Source organism: Bradyrhizobium sp. USDA 4461 (genome assembly GCF_054055655.1).
In genome coordinates, this window is the sequence record NZ_JBSRXM010000001.1 from 4,135,614 (window position 1) to 4,156,104 (window position 20,491).

The following is a 20,491-nucleotide window of genomic DNA, read 5'->3' on the forward strand; positions in this document are numbered from 1 at the left end:
GATGGAACGTGAGGTCGTAATGCGGGATTCGACATACTTGGTTTATTCGCGCTGCCGCCCTTGCGACGAAGATGTGGTGGTATTCGTTCCGGGAGGCGGGCATCGCGGCAGAATCAGTTATGGCCACGAGGGAGCCGACGAGACGTGTTTTCTCGATTTTTGGCTGCAGCGGCGAAGGCTTGGCCTGATCGCCCTATCTCATGCCGAACGACGGGATCACAATTATGCAGCGATCTCGCTGCAGACTGTGGCCGACGATTGGGCGGAGATCGTCGAGAACCTCGTTGGGGTTCGCCGGCGGCGCATCGTGATCGCCGGATGGAGTGTTGCCGGACGCAGCGTCAATCGCATCTGCGATGCAATGGTCCGGCGGAACATACCTCCGCACTGTTTCATCTCGCTTGCTGCAACACCCCCACTGCCAGGGTTGATCGAGACACCTCGTGAGAATGAGCACCAAACGGGGGACGGCCTTTGGAAGCCGGGCGATACGTACGGCCTCGATGGGCTCATGAGGAAAGAACGCTGGTTACACCATCTGAATGAACAATTGGTCGAGCAAGGGCGCGCGCCGCTGTGCTCCCAGGATTACTATGAGCATTACTTGCAGGGCACTCCAATTGCATTGCGTGGCGAACCCGATACAAGCCATCCGACCGATTTCGGCGATGCGGTCCAGGCTATGGCGACGTTCGAGTGGTCACGATATCCGATCTGTGCCTGCATAGCTCCGGAGAGCAAGAACGACGCCCGTCATGCCATGAGTGACGCAGCGTTATGGGGAAGCATCACCATCCAAGCGATCACTTCGCGCATGCATCGCGCCGATGCAATTAGCCGACTCTCGCAAGATCGATGGCATAGGTTCATCCAGGTCATCGACGGCCTGCCTACGCGTCTTCGGCGGCGCGTATCAGGAGGCCACTTCTTCTTTGTTGGGGGCAAGACGGCGCGCCAAACTGCGCAGCATATTTGCGATCTCATCGATCAGGTGCAGGACCTGTTCGAACAATTTCCGGAACTCGCTCCACATAACGCAATCCGAAGGGCGTCAGCCAATGCTCCCCAAACGCCGTGAGTTCCTTAAAGCTGCATGCGCGATCCCGATCGTATCACTATCCGGGCGTGCTTCTCTCGCGCTTGATAGTCGAGCCGTTCAGGTCAGCGTTACGCCATCGATCTTCAGGCCGATGTTCGACCAGCTCGTAATCGGCTATGACCACACCCACCCCCCGATGAAGGCGACGATCCGCGAGACAAACCGGGACCAGAGCGCGCAACTGCAATCAACGCTCCGACAAGCCGTGATCAACGACCTGCCGGATGTGTCCTTCCAGGGGTTTTCCTATCTGGCCACACTCAAAAGTCAGGGAATTATCCAACCGATCAATGAGCTGGTCGCCGATAGTGGGCTTGCAGAACTCGGCATTTCTGGTCCGGTCGTGGACATCTGTCGCATCGGCCCGGATGCCTATGGATTGGCGGTGGGCCTATCCTTCCCGGTTTTTTTCGTCAATGCCACGCTCGCCGAACAGGCAGGCCTTGCGGAGAATGCTATGCCCACGGACTGGAACGGCCTCATGGAGTTGGCTCGGAAAATCGAGGCGCTTGGACCGGGCGTGCAGGGCGGATACTTCCAATACCAGGCAGATAGCAACTGGACGTGGGTTGCCCTAATTGAAGCCGCCGGTGGCAGAATGCTGGATGATAGCGGCGCGATCGCCTTTACGGGGGATGAAGGCAGGAGGTCACTTGAGATTCTCGCAGAGTTCGGCCGGATCGGCCAGGCGCGCTATGACGTGAGCCGGGATCAAGCTCGCATGCTGTTCAACGGGGGGCAGCTCGGAATGATTCTCGATTCCAGCAGCAGCGCAGCGGCGATCGACTCCGCCGTTGCAGGCAAGTTTAAGGTGATGACCGTCCCGCTACCTTTGTCGCATCCTCGCGGTCGGATTCCTGCGGCGGGTGTTGCGGCCGTCCTTCATTCGAAGGATTCGTTGCGGCAGTCGGCATGTTGGCAATTCATGCGATATTGCGCGGCGCCCGAGGGCCAAACAATCGTCGGCAGGAGTACAGGTTACGTTCCGCCGAACAAAATTGCACTGAAGGCGGGCGGAATGCTGGGGGATTGGTACGCTGGTCGACCCATCTACAAAGCCGGCCTCGCCTCGGTCTCCTATGCGGCTCCGTGGTTCACCTTTCCCGGCAAGGAGGCCGGACGCATTAGCAACGAGGTCACGGAGAGCCTCCGTCAGGTGATCATGCAGCAAAAGACGCCGGGAGAGGCAATGAATGACATTGTGAAGATTGTGAAGCGTTTTGTTCCTGGCGCGGGATGATCATGGTGCAGGAAGCGTCGCCCGCTTAAACTCGTTCCTTCCGATCGAGACACTATCGCCACGACAAGTGTCCCAGTCCTTCCCTGGCATAAATATGCAGAATGCTTCTTTGACCGTCGACATGACGCGGTCGCTCCCGCCCATCGCTCCCTCATTCGATTCTGCGCTGGGAGTATCGCTTCGCGGCATCGGCAGTAGGCCCGACCTAGCTGGCCTATTGCGAGCCGCGACGCCGATCGGATCGAGCCGTGACATTGCTGCGGCAAGGAAGTGGCTGGCGCCTCGGTACCCGGCACTTGGAAACGGAGGACGCATTATCTTAACGAACGGGACACAGAGTGCGCTTCTTCTCTTCCTCAGGTTGCATGCCCCTATAGGCAGCGTCATTCTCGCCGAGCAACTGAGCTATGGGGTCTTGCCCAACCTCGCGCGAGCCGCAGGGATCAAGGTCTGCGGCGTTCCAATTGATGATGATGGCATTATCCCAGGTGAATTTGACCGTCTCTGCCGAGAAGCGGGCCCGGCCGCGCTCTACTGCAATCCGACCTTCCACAATCCCACAACATCGACCCTGCCGGCCGAGCGCCGTATGGCGATCGCAGCGATCGCCCGGAGACACGGGGTTAAGATCTTTGAAGATGATCCATTGGGGCTGCTCCATGCCGATGCTCCGCCGCCGATTGCATCTCTTGCCCCCGAAGTCAGCTGGTACACAATGGGAATGACCAAATGCTTGGCGCAGGGAATCCGGGCAGCCTTTTGCGTCATTCCCAAAGGCATCGACGCTCCGGCCGAACTGGGGGAGGTCAGCCGGCTTTCGCATTGGCTTCCATCTCCCCTGTCGGTAGCCCTGGTCACGGAAATGATCGAGAGCGGTATGGCAGGCACCATCCTCGCCGAGATCAGGCACGAATGCCGACGTCGGCAGGAACTCGCGTGCGATATTCTCGACGACTTCCAGATATCTTGCCCACCGGGGTCGATGCACCTATGGCTACGGCTCCCGGCCAGCGCAAGCGAAGAGCAGATCATCCCCCACCTCGCATCCGAAGGCGTCTTGGTACGCGGATCGGCTCAGTTCGCTGTCGAAGAGCGGTTCGCTGGAGCGAACGCTCTTCGCCTGTCGTTGAGCAGCCCGGCCTCGCTCGACCTGGTTTACAAGGGACTGAAGTTGATCGCCAGGACGCTCAATTCGTCCAAGAGGCCGCGTTAAAAAGTAGGCTCTTGGCACGTGTTGTACAAAAAACCGCGAGTGGCCCGAGTACTTACCTCTTCGAACGGCGCAGTCCGACCGCCGCCATGCCACCCGTGGACGATGAACTCGGTACACAGTACGTTCGACGTCGACAGCAGCGATCCGTGGACTTGCGCTTCGCAGGTGCTTGTCCGCGGATTCCGAGATGATCTGGCCCGGCGATGGAGGCGTTTCCGGCGGTTGTTTTCTGGCCTTGAGCAACCGCACGGTCAATTGGGATTGCGGCCGGCCCCCCGTTTTCTGCTGCTGTTGCCGTGGCCTTGTTGGCAACGCGGTAGCGTTGTCAAAGCGCAGCGTCATGCTCACAGCGTCACGAATCCGAGGCGTAACAGCTTTGCTGCGATCAAGTTCCCCGCAGGTTCTCGCCGGCGAGATCCGAGGCCCAGGCGTTTTGAATGAAACGATCCAACGCGGCGTCGGCATAGGTGGGACCGCCAATAGGCGATGCCATTGGTCCCATGCGCAGCTCGCCGGTGACGATGGTGGAACGGCGGCTGTAGCGATCATCGAGGAGTTCCAGGAGGTCGTGACTGGCGCCGGCGGCGAGCGGCTCGAACTCCCTATCGTCGAGGATCAAAGGATCGACGCAGTGCGCGCAACAGCCGTTCATGGCGGCCGTGGCCGCGTGCGAGCGCGAGGTCATCGAATATGCGCTGAATGTGTTGATAAAGCACGGAGCTTGCCACGTCAGGCCCTGTTGCCGAGCGTTGCGGGCCAGCCAGCTATGCCGACACAGCCGGACGGCAGATCAAGAGACTGACATGCTCGTCGTTCCAATGGCCTCCGCGAGCCTGGCGAACAGCGTGCGATCGAGGCCGCGCGCCGTGCGGTAGCCGACATCCTCGACACAGGCCTGCTGGCGCAGTTTGGCGTAACGCAGGCGCACGATAAGGCGTTTATCGCGCAAGGATTCGTCCCGCTCGAGCAGCGGTGCGAGCCATTCAGCATGGCTGAGGCTGGCGGCTCAATGTCGACGAAGTCTTTTGCCGTGCAGGCCGAACTCGTGGAACTGATCAAGGGGCGGATGAGTGAACACATTTGATCTTCTAATGAGTACGCCCTTAAGGCTTGGCTCTACTTAAAACGACATCGGTGAGCCAGTTGACGACGACATCGCCTGACGCATTCTGATGCCGCTCCAGAAGCGCGTCGATTCCCTTCGCGATTGCCGTGGCACCAGACTGATTGATCGCTTTTTTTATGTGTCCCATGGAGTAACAGTAGCCGCGAAACTGATTTGCCGTAATGGTTTGGCACCATTGTAGCCTGTGGCGCTCGACCGCGAACAGATCAGGACGCAAACGAAGTTCCCCCTCAAAGTCAGCTTTCCCATAGCCACCCGAGAAGTCCGAGTAGAGACCCCGACGATATCCGGGGATGTGGCATTCTTGAAAACTGGCGAAATCATCCAGGAGTGTGCTCTCCCAGTACCGGTGCTTATTCTGCAGCAGCAACAACGTACCGGAAGGTTTCAGCACCCGTGCGGCCTCGTCGTAGAACCGCGGCCTATCGAACCAATTGGCTGACGTTGCTGCTGTAACGAGATCACATGAACAGGCCGCCAGCGGAAGGCTCTCAGCAAACCCGACCAGCACGTTGAGCCCCCGAAACATCGACGAGCGCTCCTTGGCGACCGCCACCATATCCGAATTTGCCTCAACGCAGGTCAGCGTCTCAATACTCGGCATCGACTCCATTAGTTGTCGACTGAAAATGCCGGTTCCCGCGCCAATGTCTGCAGCTGACCGGAGGGCCGCGGGGGCGGCATGATAGCGTGACAGGATGTCAAAGACGCCCTCTGGATAGTGGGGCCTATACTCATCGTAGCCAACTGCGGAGCCATCGTAGAGCCGCCAGGTTACCTGCTCATTCATGTTGCCTCCTTCATTCAGCTTACAGAGTTACGCTAGCCCGCTTGCGGGTGGCTCTTCCGACCACAGATGTGAGCGCATAACCAAATCCACTGGGTGCGATGTGCCCCGCGGCACCGAGAGAACCTCAGTTGAAAACGTTAGCGATGTATGGCCGGCACGAGCAACCGAAAGACGAACTGCGAGCGATCCTATCGGCAAGGCGGCTTACGAAGCGATGGCTGTTGAGCGATGGAAAGCACAAGAACGAAACACGATCCAAGGTCGCAGATTTGCCGCCATTGCAACGCTCACATTCGCCTCCCGTGACGATCACCGTTGAGCAATTGCATGAGAACTTTGATTGATAAAAAGCTGGCCGAGGATGGTCAACGCATCGGCGAGGTCAGATCTGGCAGGCGGGGCCGTAATTGCGACTCGCACGCCCCATGGACCGACATGCGGTTCCTCGGGAGCTGCTAGGAACATCCCGAAATTTCGAATGAGCACGTTCCGTTCTAGCGCGCGCGCTTGAAACGTCATTGCTGACTCGGCGCTGGGAAATGGTATCCACAAGTGAAGTCCACCATGCTGGTAGCGATAAGGTGCGTCATTTAGAGCCTGGGCAACAATTTCAGAGCGGATATTCGCTTCATCAACGATCGCCTCTTCGATCTCCGCGCCGGAGCCGTCGCTAATCCATTTCGTTAACAGTTCAGCCGACAGAGCGGACGGAAACCACGAGGACATACTGGCGACCGGCCGATACAACTGACTAGCGGCTTCATCGGTTGGGCAAAGAAGAAGAGTTATTCGTAGTCCGAGGGCGAGGCTCTTTGCAGTCGCGGCAAGATACCACGTCGATTCCGGCGCGATTGCCGCAAATGGTCGCGGTGATCGTCCATGCATTCGACCAAGAACATCATCCTCGATAATGGCAATGCCGTGTCGACGCGCTATGTCGACAATGTCTCGCCTCCGCTTCTCGGACATCACCGCGGTGGTGGGATTGTGAACCGTCGGGTTTACAAAAATCGCGGAAATCCGATTCTGGACGGCCAGATTTGCAAGGACGTCGGGCTGCAGTCCCTCATCATCGATCTCGATCGGGACGACTCTCACGCGCGCTCGGTCGGCGAGATTTCGTAGCACCGGATATGTAAGCGCCTCAACACCAAGGGTGGTCCCGTCGCGTACGAGCATTGGCAAGAGCAACGCGATGGCGCTCTGAGTGCCGTTTGTCACCAAGATACGATCAGTCTCCGGAGTTGAACCCAAACGGCGCGATATCCACCGAGCAGCAGCGGCTCGGTCCCGATCATTTCCTCCCGGTCGGTTGTGGCGGAGAATGAGTCCAACGTCGTTCCGGCTTCCCATCTCAAGAAACGCCTTCTTTAGCGCGCGCGTCAGTGCCGTCGTGCAGGGAGGTATTGCTCGTGTCAGATCTATTGTGCCATCTTGCGCGCTCAATAAAACTGCTCCTGCTCTTGCGTCGGGAAGGCGATCACATGGTGTGAAGCAAGCATTTCCCTGGGGAGATGACTGCAACACCGTGATCGCAATACATCACTTGCTCCGGCGATAGCATCGTGCCTGATCCTGTGTGGAAGAACGCAAGAATAACAAACGCCGAGAGCGCTGCGGGTTTAAATCGAGGGCGGCGCAAGCGGTCGCACGAGGAGAACCAAGCCAGCAACTGTATGTTATGCAACAAAGGCGAACCCCATGGCTGGTCCGCGAAAGTCCCTGCAAGTTTAAATAGCTCAGTCGAAGTCCATGATGCCGTCGACCACGTTGATGAGCTGGCTTCACCAAACGTCGCTGGCATCGCAGTAGCCGAGACGGCGGGCAGTCGACAGGCCGGATGCGCAGAGATCGTTGAAGCCTGCACGCTTCGTGAGTGGGGTGGAGCGTGGGTCATGTGCGTCCATAGAGGAAACCTCGCCATTGGAGCAGATCTGAGCGCGTAGCATTTCTGCAAGCGACGGGCTCCAGGCGATCAGGGCCGTGGGTGAAGGCCGACTGTGGTTGATATTGTATCCCGAACTCTTGCAGATGGACTTTGACTAGCCTGACGTTCGTCAGCCGATAGGTGACACGCTTCTGTCATTCAGGTCAATTACTAGCATTGGTAGTTGACCGGCGCGCAACGTCATTAATGTAGCCGGACCGGACGCTGGAGTTGTGGCGAAAGCGGATAATCACAGGGTGCCGTTCGTTAGCTCGCTTAAACGGGATCATCCCACTGCTCAGTGAGGGCATCGGCGCACCACCGGCCGAGGTCAGTTGATTACCGTTGTCCCCGCCGATTTGTGATGGATGTCCAGGTCGCGAGATGACGGCTGGTCGAACTCCGTTGATCAAGGCCGTCTGTGCTGCTTCACAACCAATTATTCGATGAGCATCTGAAGTGGACCCTATACTGAGGACCACCGATTTCTTAAGTTGAGCCGCCGCCGTTCCTTCTTCCCAATGACATTACGCTCCTCTTGCTTGCTGTGGCTGTGGCTGTGGAGATGCGGGCAACGCGCGGTGTTGTCCAAGCGTCTCGCTTGCGAGAAGCTTCATATTCACAGCTTGTTCGCCGAATGCCGGTGATGCCGGCCCGCGATCGGCATGCGGTTTTCCGGCGCCTGGTGAGGGCGCTAGGCAAAAGTCGATCCATCGGGCGAGTCCGGATTTGGTCTCGCGGCCATCCGAATAGGCCTTGAGATAGATGTCCTCGTATTTGAGCGAGCGCCACAGCCGCTCGATGTACAGGTCGTCCATCCAGCGCTCGCGGCTGTCGATCGAGATCCTGACGCCGCTGGCGGCCAGCGTGCCAGTGAAGGCGGCGCTGGTGAACTTGCTGCCCTGTCAGTATTAAGATCTCGGGCCGGCCGAAGCGCGCCAACGCCTGTTCGAGCACAGACACGCAGAACGACGTGTCCATCGTGTTCGACAGGCGCCAGGCCAGCACCGCACGGCTCGCCCAATCGATGATCACCGCGAGACACGAAAACCCTGTGCAACGAAGATCGGCCGCATAGTGCGATTGGCAATGAGCGGCCCATCATGCTGCTGAATCACGATGGCGCCACCAGCCCGCCAACGTGTTTAGGGTCGTAGAACTCTAGTTTCGAGTAATGCAAAGTTCGGTCTCGCTACAAGAGCCGGAAAGAATGGTCTCAGTCCAACCAAGTGATGCACTCTACCAATTCTTGCAGGAGATTGCGGAGCATAGGTCAGCTACAGGCTCCTCAAGGCTGATATCCATTAGAATGGACCTCGTCTTAAGCTGGCAGGAAGGGGTCTATGCCAAGAGACAATCATCACTTTACCAACCGAAGGACGTTGTCAGTTTTGCTGGATCGGACTTTGCTGACCCTGTCCGCCGTAACCACAGCGACCCTTTTCGCCTGGCTCCTATACTACAGCAGTTACGGTCTCAATCTCATCACCGAGGGTTTCTACCTTAACTCCATCGCGAACCCATTCGCCTATGCAATCAATGTCCCGCCGACCCTTTTCGGCTTCGTCTATCACTGGCCATATCAGTGGGCGGGCGGTGACATCGCAGTGCTTCGCATGGCGAACATCACGCTCACCATGGCGCTAGGCTGGATTCTCGCCTTCCTAGTGATCCGGCGGCTCTGGACAGTGGGCTGGCAGCATGCTGCGGTGCTATCGGCAGGGACCGCAAGCCTCGGATTGGTCGCTTTTCACGTTTGGCAGCCGCTCACCCCCGGCTACTACACGCTGAACATTCAATCTGTCGTGATGGTGATGATCGGCTTATTGCTAGTCGATCGGCCAGGGCGCATCCGCCAGGTCTTGGGGGCGATCCTTGTCGGCGTTGGCGGGTGGTGCTGCTTCATGGCCAGGCCGACCACGGCTGCGGCCATTGCCCTCCTCGTTATGCTCTATGTCGTCGTTTTGCGCCGAAAGTCGCTGCTGCCCATGCTTGGCGCGGCGCTGGTCGCTCTTGCTCTACTGATCGTTACTGCCTACTTGATCGGCGGCGGCATCACCGCGCTGGTGACCCGTATGGTCAGCAGCGCTGAGGTGGTAGGCCTGCTGGATGCCGGGCACGAGGTATCTCTCATGTTTCGGATCGACTGGCTCGCCACCAGTCGCTCGCAACTCGCTATCGCTGTGTCAATGGCGTCAGCCCTTTTGCTCAGCATCCTCAGGGGGGCTATGCACAAGCTGCTCCCATCCCTGGCTCTCGCTGCAGTGTTGATCGTGACAATAGCGATTGCGCTGCTGGGGACCGATCTGATCAGCATCAAGTACTCAACCCTGTTCCTGGTGCCGGCTTTAACATGTTTTGGCGCGACGTTCTATCGTGGGGGATTGGTTCTGCGCACCCAGACGCCCACCAGCATAGCTCTAGCGTCAACCTTTTTGGTTCTGCCGCACCTGTCCGCATTGGGCTCCAATGTCAATTACTGGCTCGTCGGTTCTTATGCCGCCTTGTTCTGGATGCTCGCAGTCGTTGCCTTCCTGAGCCCTCTTGCGCAGCAGCGACGCAGCGTCGCCACCCTATTGCCCCTAACGGTGTTGGCACAGCTGCTCACCGCATCAGTGGTCAATGCTGGCATCCTCGAGCCGATCCTTCAGCCAAAAGATCTTCGCGCTTATGATGCTGTCATGTCCCTACCGGGGGGTGGAAAATTGGTGCTCTCGCAACCATTCCACGACTATTTGGCCACAGCCAGGGCCCAGGCTCGTGCGGTCGGCCTTGAAGCCGGCACGGCGGTAGTTGACCTCTCTGGCCTCTCGCCGGCGCTGCTGTATGCGCTCGAGACGCGAGCGCTCGGTCTACCATGGCTGATCGGAGGATACCTTGGCAGTAACGCAGTCGCAGTGGAAGCGCTCGGACTTGAGCACTGCGCCGACCTGGCCAAAGCGTGGGTACTGATCGAGCCAGAGGGCCCGCGTCATCTTGACGAAGCCAGTGTCATGGCCTCCTTTGGAGCCGAGCGGCAGGCGGATTACGTAGTCGCCACTACGTTCGAAACCCCGGTCTATTACAAGGGGGATCGTAGTCGTCCGCAAAACCCTTACTTGCGGATGAGCGCATCAACGACCATCCGGCCTGAGAGGCAGGTTTTGCTCAAGCCCGTGCGCCCCGCCGCGCTGGCGGAGCAATCCTGCCGTGAAGCCAGGCGACAACGGCCGGCCAGCCGGAGAGGGAGCCAATCGTGAAAGCTGTGATCCTCGCGGGTGGCGTTGGAACTCGAATCTCCGAAGAAACCCACATTCGGCCCAAGCTCATGATCGAGATCGGCGGCTAGCCGATTCTGTAGCATATCCTCAAAATCTATTCGCACTGTGACTCGACGATCTCGCCATCTGCTGCGGCTACAAGGGCTATCAGAGGAATACATCGCCAACGAATTCCTGCCACGTGTCGGATGTCGCCTTCGACACGGCAAAAGACCGCATGGAGGTTCACCAGCACCATGCTGAATGGTGGAAGGTGACGCTGGTCGATGCTGGCGAGGAGACCATGCCTGGAGGTCGGCTCAAGCGAATTGCTAATTACCTGACCGACGACAACGCCTTCTGTTTGACCTATGGCGATGGTGTCAGAGACATCGACGTAACCGCATTTATCGTCTTCCACCGTCGCCAGAGTGCGCTCGCCACGCTAACTGCTACCTATCCGCCTAGCCGTTTCGGCGCCCTCGCACCGTGTCGCCAATTTCAAGGAAAAACCCGGGTGTGATAATAGGCCTATCGCATATGGGGGAGGACGAAGAGAAGGAAGTCGTTGTTTCCATCTGGCCTGAAGCATTTTCTGGTTGGTGCGAGCGGGGCCAGGCGTGGCGTGCAGATCATTGAGGGCCAGCTTGCGAATAATGGCGAGATTTTCCGCGGCATTGTCCTTGCGGCTGCGGCGGGCGTCCTCGTCGAACGGGACGTCGAGAACGCAGTGCCGGTTGTTCTCGATGCCCCAGTGCGTGCACGGCCTCGGGCAGCTTCTTGGCCGACAGCGGGCGCGAGGCAGACAGTACCGGACTGTGTGCTTGGCAATCCTGCCGGCGTTGGCGCGCCAGCTGTCGACGCGACCGACGGCGGCGATAGCGGGAAATCGTATTGTTTTGCTAGCTGCGGTGCCGGCGCGACATCGCATGGCGCTTGACGCGGCCGTGAGCGATAGCCCTTCGCCGGCTCGCTCGTGCGGGCTTCCGGGCGGTGTCGAGCAGCGCCTTGACGGCCTTGAAAACTTGAAAAGCCGGCCGCAATTGCTCCAGGTGGCCAACACGTAGTAACCCTTCCGGTCGCGGATGGCTTGCGCCGTGTCGGGCCGACAGTGCAAGGCGTTCGACGGTGACAAGGGCGCCGTCAAGATCGAGCAGGGCGAGGCTTCGAGGGACGCCGGCAACCTCGTTGCGATTGGGAGCCTTCCTCTGAGCCAACGCCATGCGCGTGCTGGCCGCCCAGACATCGACCATGCAGCGGCCTGGCCTGCCGGCCCCCGCGTGCAGGCACCGCGCAGCGCCTTACCGACCTTGCCCGCTGCGTCTACCGCCCGATGGTGCGACGCAGGAGAGCGTGATGCGACAGGCATGACATATCGCGATTTTCGACGCCTTCGTTCGAAAATGCGATAACTTGATTGGTTGGTGGGTCAAAGAGCGACTAGGTCGTATGGATACTCACCTAAGGCGATGATGAGCGCCTGAAGCTTTGAAGAAGCGCGTCTTCGAGAAGATTGTGAGCCAGTTCGGCGCGAGAGTGCGGTTCATTTCGGCCACGTCGCGCCGTGCATGCGCTCCTTTCTAAACGGGATCGCCCCACTGCTCAGCGAGCGCATCGGCGGACCTCCGACGGAGGCCGCCAACTGCTTTACTCCGCGACGCTCCGTGAGCCTTGACGCGAGATAAGTTTGGCCGCGGGTCGACGGCTAGTCGACTCTGCGGATCAATCCGTCCGCTAACCGCGTCACCTTGAGTTCCCGAGCGGTCTCCACAAACTGCGCGCCGCAATCACCGAGAGCGGAACAAATCATCGCATCTGCGCAAGCATGCACCAAATTATTCGATGAACGTCATCCCACTGTACAAAACATAGAGCCAATAGCACGAGCCAACGAGACGCCGGGCCGATGAGCACGAGGCAGTTCAAATTGGAAAGCAGGAGAGGGGCTACTGATGCGACTTTCGAATACCGCAGGCGGGCAGGGGATCAGGCGGCACTACGCGGCGCTTTTGCTGGCTGCGAGCGTTCCGCCGGTGGTAGGAGCGACGGCTGCGCACGCCCAGACGACGGACCTCGGAACTGTCCAGACGTCAGACAGCGCTGGCGACGTCAATTCGGCCGTGTATCAAGCGCCGACGAGCACGCCCTTGACGGTGACGCAGCCGACCTCCGTCATCAGCAGGCACTATATCGAAAACAACATTCCGGCGACCGCCAATTACGATAGTGTCATCAGCGTTGCGCCGAGCGTGATGGTCGGCCGAGCAGCGGGCGGAGACGAGGGCGCCATCTCGATCCGCGGCTTCCAGGACGGCCAATTTAACGTTACGCTCGATGGAATTCCGCTTCGGCTCTTCAATCTTAGCACGCCCAGCGGCGCTTTCATAATGACCAACGATCTCGGGCAGGTCATCGTCGACCGTGGCCCGGGTACGGCGTCGACCGTGGGCGATGCGACATTTGGCGGCACGGTTGCACTCCAAACCAAGTCGCCGATGTCGACCCAGGCCGCAACGGCGACCACGAGCTATGGCAGCTTCAATACTCAGCTCTACGGTATCCAACTTGATTCCGGCCAGCTCAAAAGCGCGAACGGCGCTTCGGTCTTTCTTGACACCCAATTTACCAAAAGCGACGGCTATTACACCAACGTCGGCAAGGAGCGAGAAAGCGCGGCACTGAAGCTCGTGCAGCCGCTCGGCGACAACACGACGCTCACCTTCGTATCGATCTACAATAATCAGATGCGAGATTACTCTCAGGGTGCATCGCTCGCCCAGATCGCGGCCTATGGTCCGAAGTTTGGGCTGTCATCCGACCCAAGCAAGCAGAATTACGTCGGTTACAACCGCTGGAATCTTCAGACCGACATCAACTACCTCGGCCTGAAATCTGACTATGGTGACGGCTGGCATCTGGACCAGAAGCTCTACACCTATGGCTATTACTACAGTCAACCGATACTTCGGGGCCTGGATGTCAGCGGAAATTCAATTGGCACGAAGTTTGGCGCGTTTGACGTGCCGGGCACAGTGAATCCGGCAAGCGTCCGCTCCTATGGCGACGTGATCTCTCTCCAAAAAGATCTGCCTTTCGGCGATGTCAAGGTCGGCGCATGGGTCGAGCACCAGCCGTCCTATCGAGCTAAATTTAAGGTCGACATGACATTGGACCAGAAATACATCTCCACAAGCTATGACCAGAACCTCGCGCTGGATACTGTTCAGCCATATGTCGAAGCAGACTGGAAAGCACTGCCTGACCTGACGATTACGGCCGGTGCGAAATATGCCTATGTCAGGCGCAGCTACAATTCGCTCGTTGATCCTAACACGGGTGGGCCTTTGGATTACTCCCAGACTTGGGGGAAGGCTCTGCCCTCGCTTGCCGCGAACTACAAGCTTTCATCCAATTGGTCGGTTTATGCGCAGGCCGCAGAGGGGTTTCTAACCCCACCAAATGGTCTGCCCGGGGCAGCCAATGTCCAACCTGAAACCACCTGGAATTACCAGGTCGGCACGAGTTACCAGAGTAAGGCCTTCACGCTGGCCGGTGACGTCTATTACATCGACTTCCAGAACATGATCGCATCGCAGGACATCGGCGGCATCTCGACCTACGTCAACCAGGGCGGGGTCATCTACAAGGGTGTCGAACTCGAAGGAACGCTCCACCTCGGTAACGGCTTCAGTGTTTTCGGCAATGGCAGCCTTAACAGCGCCAAGAGCACCCAGACCGGGCTATGGATCCAGGAGGCGCCGAACGCGACGCTTGCAGCCGGCCTGATCTACGAACAGGGTGACTGGCGCGCCTCACTGATAGACAAATGGGTCGGCAAGCGCTTCGGTGATATCGGGGAAACGCAACCACTATCACCGTTCAATCAGCTCAATATGGCCATCACCTACAAGGTCAAGAACCCCCTGCCTAATTTGGCGGCCGTGACCGTAAAATTCGGGATCGACAACATCCTTGATAGTCATGCGGTCGTAGACTTCTTCGGCTATTCCGGCGTTTCAACAACGCCGCTGTTCTACACGCAGATCGGCCGGAACATCTATAGCAGCTTGTCTGTGCAGTTCTGACAGAAAATCATCAGCGAAGGAATGAACATGACCCTTGATCGTCTCACCGAGCTCGCGGCGCAGTCCGACGGCATTCTCTATGTTATGGCCGTCCTGCTGCTAATCGCGCTTACCGTGATAATCGATCGCTTCTGGTTCCTTGGCCGGACCATCCGTCGCGGAAAGCGCGTCACCGACACGGTCGCGCAATTCGCGCACCTCGACCGGAAGACGCTAGCAGACCTCGTCAAGAAATCGCCGCGACTGCCACATTGCGCTTTGCTGGAAGTGCCGCTGCAGCATCCCGAGCTTAAGGATGCGCATCGGTTGTCCGAGCTGTTGGAGGAATCAATCCTATGGCAGGTCCCCAGGCTGGATAGCCGGTTGTGGCTGCTCGACACAATCGTGACGCTAGCACCTTTGCTCGGCCTTCTCGGCACGATCGCCGGCATGGTCAAGGCGTTCGCGGTCCTTGGCGATGCCGGCAACGCGGCGACACAGATCACCGGCGGCGTCGGCGAAGCTCTGATCGCGACCGCATGCGGCCTGCTCATCGCCATCGTCGGTCTCGTTTGCTTCAACAGCCTTAACAACTGGACGCGGCTCGTCGTTCATCAACTTGAGACTTTGAAGATTTCGATGGTCAACCGTCTCGATGCCCCTCGTGTGGCTTCAGCTGAAAAGCGTCCTCATGGGCCCGCAATCCACCCGCTCGCGAATACGGGAACCTGACCAATGCGTTACCTCGAGGTGCGGAAGGGCCGCATAGAAATCATTCCGATGATCGACATCATGCTCTTCCTGTTGGTGTTCTTCATCATGATCACGCTGCGAATGATTCCGGCGACCGGTATCGCTTCGCAACTTCCGCAAAGCAGCACCGCGCAGGATCTGCCCCACCCAAAGATCGTCGTTACGCTGTTTGCCGATGGCGTTATCGAGACGGATGGTCAAAAGCTTACTATTGACGATCTGATGGCCAAATTGGCGGCCGAGCCGGACCGAGAGCACGCTGCCGTTACCATTGCGGGAGCCGGCACCGCAACGCTGCAAAATCTTCTCGCTGTGATGGATGCGTGTCGCAAGGCTGGCATCGTCCAGGTCGGCCTCGCCGCGAAGGACACCAAGTAGGAGTGGAATCGTGGTGACCATCGCGACAGCCGATCATTTCAGCCCACTGCAGGAACGCTCCGCGCTGCCTGCTTCGTTCGCCGCTGCGCTGTTGCTGGAGGGCCTCTGTTTGCTTGCCGTCGTTGGCTGGCTCACGCAACACCGGCCAACAAACGAATCGTCGGCGCCGACGATGCAGATCTCGCTGGTCGCGGCCCCACCCGATGCGCCCGCAGATCCGCCTCCTATGGTTGCGGAAACTCCGCCGGTGCCAGAAGAGACGCCCCCGATACCGCAGGTTACTCCACCGCCTACTGAGGCCCCTCCGCCGCCCGCAGAGGTTGCTCCCCCGAAGCCTGCTCCGCCGCTTCCAAAGGCGGAGGCGCCGATCGTGCGCCCTAAGCCCGCAAAGCCCCCGCAGCAGGCCCAAAAGAAGCCGGCCGCCCGCCCTGCACAGCAACAGGCGACGGCAAGCGCGGGGCCAAGCGCTGCAGCGATGTCGAGCTTTCAAGGCCAAATGCGGCGAGCCGTGGAGAGCGCGCTGATCTATCCGGCATCTGCGCGCGCCACAGGCCAGCATGGCCGTGCCCGCGTGACGTTCGATTATCTCGACGCGCGCGTATCGGGGGTCAGTTTGTCCCAATCGAGCGGATCTTCGGTTCTCGACCAGGCGGCACTTGCTACGGTCAGGAGTGCGCATTATCCGCCTCCGCCGCCTGAGATGAGCCATCGAACGCTTCATCTCAGTATCTTCGTTGAGTTTAAGGCAGGTATGTGATGACGGGCGTCATGTTGGAGCGTACGCGCGGGCGGGCGGTATTTGTGAGCGCGCAACGGAAAGCCGCCAACGGGCGCGCAGTCTATCGAGAGGCCGTGTAATAGGGCGCATCCGAAATCTTGCCATCTCCCTTCTATCCTTAACTGCGCTGGCGTCCGGTGCGACGGCTGCCGCCATCGCTTCAGTTCAGTCCGGCGCCAATTCGGAAGACGTGAGCAAGAGGCGGCTGACAGAGGCAGAGTACCGCAACTCCATTGCCGAGATCTTCGGCACCGAGATTGAAGTGCGCGGCTTCTTCGATCCAACGATCCGCATTGGCGGCTTGCAGGCAGCTAGCACCTCGGTGCTTTCGGTGACGCCAGTCGGCTTTGCATTCTTTAGCAACTTGGCAGCTTTCCAAATTGGAAAGAGAAAGTGAAATACGTGACAAGGACCGGCTATCTTGGACAAATCAGCATCCTCTCGGTCGCGATCACCCTCACTTGCGTTTCGCCTAACGTCGTGTCGGCGGCCACACCCACGTTGGGATGCGACGATTCGATGAAGACAGCGTTTAAGCCAGACGGCAATACCACCGTCCTGCTTGTGAAGAAGGTCAAGAAGGACGATCCGTACCCCAGTCCCTCAAAGGAGCAACAGATCTTCCCGAACCGACCAGCGAGGTTCGCGGCGGATCTTTGTTGGGTGAAGCTTTTGGTGGGACCGGGCGTGCCCGGTCCCACCGGCGCCCCATCGACCTCGCGCGGCATCGGGATCGAAGTGTGGCTGCCCGAGAAGAATGCGTGGAACCATCGGGTGCACGCTCTGGGCGGGGGTGGCTGGGCCAACGGTTACGAAGAGACCGTCGTCGGTCGCATGAGCGTTGGCAACGGCAACCTGCCGGCGCCGCGGATTGCGGCGGAAGAAGGCGCCGTGACGGCGACCACCGACAGCGGGCAACAGTACGCTGGCGCCTCTTTTGCCATGAATCCCGACGGAACGGTCAATGTCGCCGGCTGGCGGGATTGGAGCTATCGCAGCCTTTACGAACAGGCGGTGAAGACAAAGGCGCTGGCGACAGCCTACTATGGCTCCCCCCCGAAGTACTCCTACTTCGAGGGCGGCTCGGGCGGTGGGCGGCAGGCGCTCCATGTCGCGCAGAATCTGCCGGAACAATACGATGGCATCGTCTCGATCAGGGCGGGTGCAAGCACCACAAGCGACATCGCGCAGCTATATCCCGAGCTCCTGGTCTTGCGCGATCTGGGCGGGAAAGCTCCATCGCGGGAGCAACTTGAGGCGGTGTCGGCCGCGGCCGTGGCGGCTTGCGACATCGTGGGAGGACAGCACCTCGGCTTCATCCTCGACATCCGTAGATGCCGCTACGATCCGACTAAAGATGCGGCTGTCCTATGCAGGTCCGACGGTGGCACAAATGGCACGCCCACGTGCATGACCCGCGCGCAAGCCCTTGTCATGAACAAGGTCTGGTACGGACTGACGATCGACGGCAGCGTGCCAGATCCGGCCCTGGACAATGGGTGGGACGCTCCGGTGACGGGTGTCCGGATCTGGTACGGATATCCGCGTGGTGGCTATATCCGCTCGCTCCAGGGCGATTTAACATGGCCGGAAATGAAAAGTGGGGGACCCGATATAATTGCATTGGCCCTGGGCAATCCCAAGATTGGAACACCGGACTTCAAGAACGCCACTGCCAATGGCGAGGACGGCTGGAAAACTTTGACTTACGCCGAGCTCGCGGCGGCGTACCAATCTTTCAGGGCGATGCAATCCGAAACCGGTAGTGACCCCGACTATGATTCTGACCTGACACGCCTCAAGATTTCCGGCGCGAAACTCCTGCAAGTAAACGGCCTGCATGACCCAAGCGCCTGGGTGCAGGGACTTACCGAATATTATGACCGGGTCATGGCTAAGATGGGTGGCCCGGCTTCTGTTCAGGCTTATTATAAGATGTTCGTCGTGCCGGGCATGTCTCACGGTTATTTCAGTGGCGCAGCGAACCCCAACGCAAATCCACCGGTGCCAGCGGACGGGCAATTGTACCGAGCGCTGGTGGATTGGGTGGAGAAAGGCGTCTCGCCCGACAGCATGGTCTTTACCTCGCCGGCACCTGGCAGCGAGAGTTCGGTGTACAAGATCTACCCGCACCCTCACGGGCCGCAAATGAGCCTTCCGGCTTGCGCCTATCCCACCGTCGCGACTTATTTCAGCGGCGATATCTTCAAGGCTCAAAGCTACAAGTGCAGGTAGCCCGATTAGTTCGAGCTAGGCCCCGGCGCTCGCGGACGCCAGCCGGCGATCGTCGCTTGTCGCCAATCGTATGTGGGGAACGCATTAAGCGTGTCTCCGGCGTGATTCTATCTCTCATCGTGCTAGTTTCTGGCCCCACCGCTAGCGGCGTTGCTTCCAGCCGAGGCGCCGCAGTTCGCAAGTGGTGAGCATAAGGCGACCGACAGGGGCAGACCATCGCGACTCCATTGCCGATATCTTCGGCACCGAGATTGAAGTGCGCGGCCGCTTCGAGCCCACGATCCGCATTGGCGGGTTGCAGGCAGCCAGCACTTCGGCGCTTTCGGTAAAGCCCGTGAGCTTTGAATCCCTCACCAAACTGGCGGACAGCATAGCCACCCAGGTGACCGGGGAGAAATACCGCGCTAAGCTTTTCCGCGTGCCCAGGTCGGCCAACGAGCCGATGACGGCTGCACCGCGCGGGTGCTGAGCCACTATGGCCGGATCCTACCGCCGCCCATTGACCGAGGAGGAGATCAAAAGCGCTGTCAATCTGAGCCATGGACGCGCCGAGTCGCAGAACAACTTCTATGCTGGCCTGCGCTATCGCCTAGCCAGCTTGCTCCAGGCGGCCGATTTCGCATTCCGCATGGAAGCTGCGGCGCTGACCGGCAACAAGCAATGGGCGCTGGACCGTGACGGCTGGGCGACGCGCCTCAGCTATCGGATGTGGGATTTAACGCCCGACGCCGAACTGCTGCAGACGGCCGAGACGGGTGATCTAAACACGAGAAGCAGGCCGACCGCTTGATGTCTTCGCGGCGCCTCGATGTGTGCGCCTTCTTCAACGACGCGTTGGAGCTCGAGCATCGTACGCATCCGACGGGCGCCGTCTTGCGTGACGCGAGGTAATTCGCGAAGCGTGTAGCCTTAAGTCTAGCTTTAAGGTCATCAGGCGATGTGGGTCGAGGTTTTGGGCGGGCTGGAGCGGTGGCGGCGCTGGTCGCAGGACGACAAGGCACGGATTGTCGAGGAGACGTTGGTGCCGGGCGCGAAGGTGACTGAGGTTGCGCGCCGCAACGGAGTCGCGGCCAGCCTGGTGTTTACCTGGCGTCGACAAGCACGGACATCAGAGCAGGTCGTACCATCTTTTGCGCCGGTGCAGATCGTCGCTACGGAGGTGGAGGAAACTCCGAAGCTTTTGCCTGCGGGTGACGGCCGAGTGCGCTCCGTGGCAGCCGCGCGTACTGGATTGATCGAGATCGATCTTGGCAACCGACGACGCATCCGAGTGGACGCGCATGTCGACCCGGAGGCGCTGGCGCGGGTCCTCGAGGTGCTTGAGCGCCGATGATCGCCATACCGGGCAATGTACGGGTTTGGCTCGCGACCGGTCATACCGATATGCGCCGAGGCTTCCCGAGCCTTGCGCGTCTGGTTCAGGCGGGTTTGAAGCGGGACCCTCACGCTGGCGATCTCTACGTTTTTAGGGGCCGCCGCGGCGACCTGATCAAGATCATCTGGCATGGTGTGCTGCAGAGCATGAAGGAGGTGAATAGCCGAATTTGATGCGTACAGCTTTATGAGAGATGGAGGTTGGCCCTCCTGCATCGGCGTTCCAGGCGCAGGTGCAAAACCACGACACTGTGGCTTCGCTTAAAAGGCGCGGT

Annotated in this window: 21 protein-coding genes and 1 pseudogene; 15 read left to right on the forward strand and 7 right to left on the reverse strand. The window is 59.2% G+C overall.

The window, feature by feature from the left end; translation table 11 throughout:
- Positions 1–37: 37 nt before the first annotated feature.
- The 3 genes from ACVINW_RS19190 (at position 38) to ACVINW_RS19200 (ending at position 3,552) form a co-directional block, all read left to right on the forward strand.
- Positions 38–1,078, forward strand: coding sequence for a hypothetical protein (locus ACVINW_RS19190; protein WP_456752732.1), 1,041 nt, complete (start codon positions 38–40; stop codon positions 1,076–1,078).
- The gene (locus tag ACVINW_RS19195; protein ID WP_456752733.1) at positions 1,059–2,339 is read left to right on the forward strand and encodes an extracellular solute-binding protein; all 1,281 of its coding nucleotides are present in this window, start codon (positions 1,059–1,061) and stop codon (positions 2,337–2,339) included. The genes ACVINW_RS19190 and ACVINW_RS19195 overlap by 20 nt, the downstream gene beginning before the upstream one ends.
- A 121-nt stretch (positions 2,340–2,460) precedes the next feature.
- Positions 2,461–3,552: an aminotransferase-like domain-containing protein gene (locus tag ACVINW_RS19200; protein ID WP_456756441.1), complete on the forward strand. Its 1,092-nt coding sequence runs from the start codon at positions 2,461–2,463 to the stop codon at positions 3,550–3,552.
- Between the two features lie 385 nt (positions 3,553–3,937).
- On the opposite strand, the gene ACVINW_RS19205 is transcribed toward ACVINW_RS19200, so the two are convergent.
- The 6 genes and pseudogenes from ACVINW_RS19205 to ACVINW_RS19230 form a co-directional block, all read right to left on the reverse strand.
- Positions 3,938–4,237 (reverse strand): ATP-binding protein, encoded by a 300-nt coding sequence (locus ACVINW_RS19205; protein WP_456752734.1) that lies wholly within the window; start codon positions 4,235–4,237, stop codon positions 3,938–3,940.
- 105 nt (positions 4,238–4,342) lie between these two features.
- Positions 4,343–4,501, reverse strand: a complete 159-nt coding sequence (locus ACVINW_RS19210) for a hypothetical protein (RefSeq protein WP_456752735.1) — start codon at positions 4,499–4,501, stop codon at positions 4,343–4,345.
- Positions 4,502–4,655: 154 nt separating this feature from the next.
- Positions 4,656–5,468 (reverse strand): class I SAM-dependent methyltransferase, encoded by an 813-nt coding sequence (locus ACVINW_RS19215; protein ID WP_456752736.1) that lies wholly within the window; start codon positions 5,466–5,468, stop codon positions 4,656–4,658.
- Positions 5,469–5,777: 309 nt separating this feature from the next.
- Positions 5,778–6,821, reverse strand: coding sequence for an aminotransferase-like domain-containing protein (locus ACVINW_RS19220; RefSeq protein ID WP_456756442.1), 1,044 nt, complete (start codon positions 6,819–6,821; stop codon positions 5,778–5,780).
- A gap of 1,101 nt (positions 6,822–7,922) precedes the next feature.
- Positions 7,923–8,213, reverse strand: coding sequence for a hypothetical protein (locus ACVINW_RS19225; protein ID WP_456752737.1), 291 nt, complete (start codon positions 8,211–8,213; stop codon positions 7,923–7,925).
- 106 nt (positions 8,214–8,319) lie between these two features.
- A pseudogene (locus ACVINW_RS19230) lies at positions 8,320–8,439 on the reverse strand (DDE-type integrase/transposase/recombinase); the annotation flags it as partial.
- A 362-nt stretch (positions 8,440–8,801) separates the two neighbouring features.
- On the opposite strand from ACVINW_RS19230, the gene ACVINW_RS19235 reads away from it, so the two are divergent.
- Together ACVINW_RS19235 and ACVINW_RS19240 are read left to right on the forward strand one after the other, a co-directional pair.
- The gene (locus ACVINW_RS19235) at positions 8,802–10,634 is read left to right on the forward strand and encodes a hypothetical protein (protein WP_456752738.1); all 1,833 of its coding nucleotides are present in this window, start codon (positions 8,802–8,804) and stop codon (positions 10,632–10,634) included.
- 202 nt (positions 10,635–10,836) lie between these two features.
- Positions 10,837–11,157, forward strand: a complete 321-nt coding sequence (locus ACVINW_RS19240; RefSeq protein WP_456756606.1) for a hypothetical protein — start codon at positions 10,837–10,839, stop codon at positions 11,155–11,157.
- Here the strand turns inward: ACVINW_RS19240 and ACVINW_RS19245 are convergent.
- Positions 11,080–12,003: an ISAs1 family transposase gene (locus tag ACVINW_RS19245; RefSeq protein ID WP_456752739.1), complete on the reverse strand. Its 924-nt coding sequence runs from the start codon at positions 12,001–12,003 to the stop codon at positions 11,080–11,082. The two genes, ACVINW_RS19240 and ACVINW_RS19245, sit on opposite strands and share 78 nt — an antisense overlap.
- A gap of 583 nt (positions 12,004–12,586) precedes the next feature.
- On the opposite strand from ACVINW_RS19245, the gene ACVINW_RS19250 reads away from it, so the two are divergent.
- From ACVINW_RS19250 to tnpB, 10 genes are all read left to right on the forward strand, one after another.
- Positions 12,587–14,719: a TonB-dependent receptor gene (locus tag ACVINW_RS19250; protein ID WP_456752740.1), complete on the forward strand. Its 2,133-nt coding sequence runs from the start codon at positions 12,587–12,589 to the stop codon at positions 14,717–14,719.
- 27 nt (positions 14,720–14,746) lie between these two features.
- The gene (locus ACVINW_RS19255) at positions 14,747–15,430 is read left to right on the forward strand and encodes a MotA/TolQ/ExbB proton channel family protein (protein WP_456752741.1); all 684 of its coding nucleotides are present in this window, start codon (positions 14,747–14,749) and stop codon (positions 15,428–15,430) included.
- 3 nt (positions 15,431–15,433) lie between these two features.
- Positions 15,434–15,829: an ExbD/TolR family protein gene (locus ACVINW_RS19260; RefSeq protein WP_456752742.1), complete on the forward strand. Its 396-nt coding sequence runs from the start codon at positions 15,434–15,436 to the stop codon at positions 15,827–15,829.
- A 10-nt stretch (positions 15,830–15,839) separates the two neighbouring features.
- Positions 15,840–16,586, forward strand: coding sequence for a TonB family protein (locus ACVINW_RS19265; RefSeq protein WP_456752743.1), 747 nt, complete (start codon positions 15,840–15,842; stop codon positions 16,584–16,586).
- Positions 16,587–16,797: 211 nt separating this feature from the next.
- Complete coding sequence (locus ACVINW_RS19270) at positions 16,798–17,004, forward strand: DUF1587 domain-containing protein (RefSeq protein ID WP_456752744.1); 207 nt, start codon at positions 16,798–16,800, stop codon at positions 17,002–17,004.
- On the forward strand, positions 17,001–18,842 hold the full coding sequence (locus tag ACVINW_RS19275) for a DUF6351 family protein (RefSeq protein WP_456752745.1): 1,842 nt from the start codon (positions 17,001–17,003) through the stop codon (positions 18,840–18,842). The genes ACVINW_RS19270 and ACVINW_RS19275 overlap by 4 nt, the downstream gene beginning before the upstream one ends.
- A 181-nt stretch (positions 18,843–19,023) precedes the next feature.
- Positions 19,024–19,311 carry a hypothetical protein gene (locus ACVINW_RS19280; protein WP_456752746.1) on the forward strand — a complete coding sequence of 96 codons (288 nt, stop codon included), beginning with the start codon at positions 19,024–19,026 and terminating at the stop codon, positions 19,309–19,311.
- A 6-nt stretch (positions 19,312–19,317) separates the two neighbouring features.
- Positions 19,318–19,632: a DUF1592 domain-containing protein gene (locus ACVINW_RS19285; protein WP_456752747.1), complete on the forward strand. Its 315-nt coding sequence runs from the start codon at positions 19,318–19,320 to the stop codon at positions 19,630–19,632.
- A gap of 147 nt (positions 19,633–19,779) precedes the next feature.
- Positions 19,780–20,175, forward strand: a complete 396-nt coding sequence (tnpA, locus tag ACVINW_RS19290; protein ID WP_456752748.1) for an IS66-like element accessory protein TnpA — start codon at positions 19,780–19,782, stop codon at positions 20,173–20,175.
- Positions 20,172–20,390 (forward strand): IS66 family insertion sequence element accessory protein TnpB, encoded by a 219-nt coding sequence (gene tnpB, locus ACVINW_RS19295; RefSeq protein ID WP_456752749.1) that lies wholly within the window; start codon positions 20,172–20,174, stop codon positions 20,388–20,390. Before tnpA ends, tnpB begins: the two co-directional genes overlap by 4 nt.
- Positions 20,391–20,491: the final 101 nt, after the last annotated feature.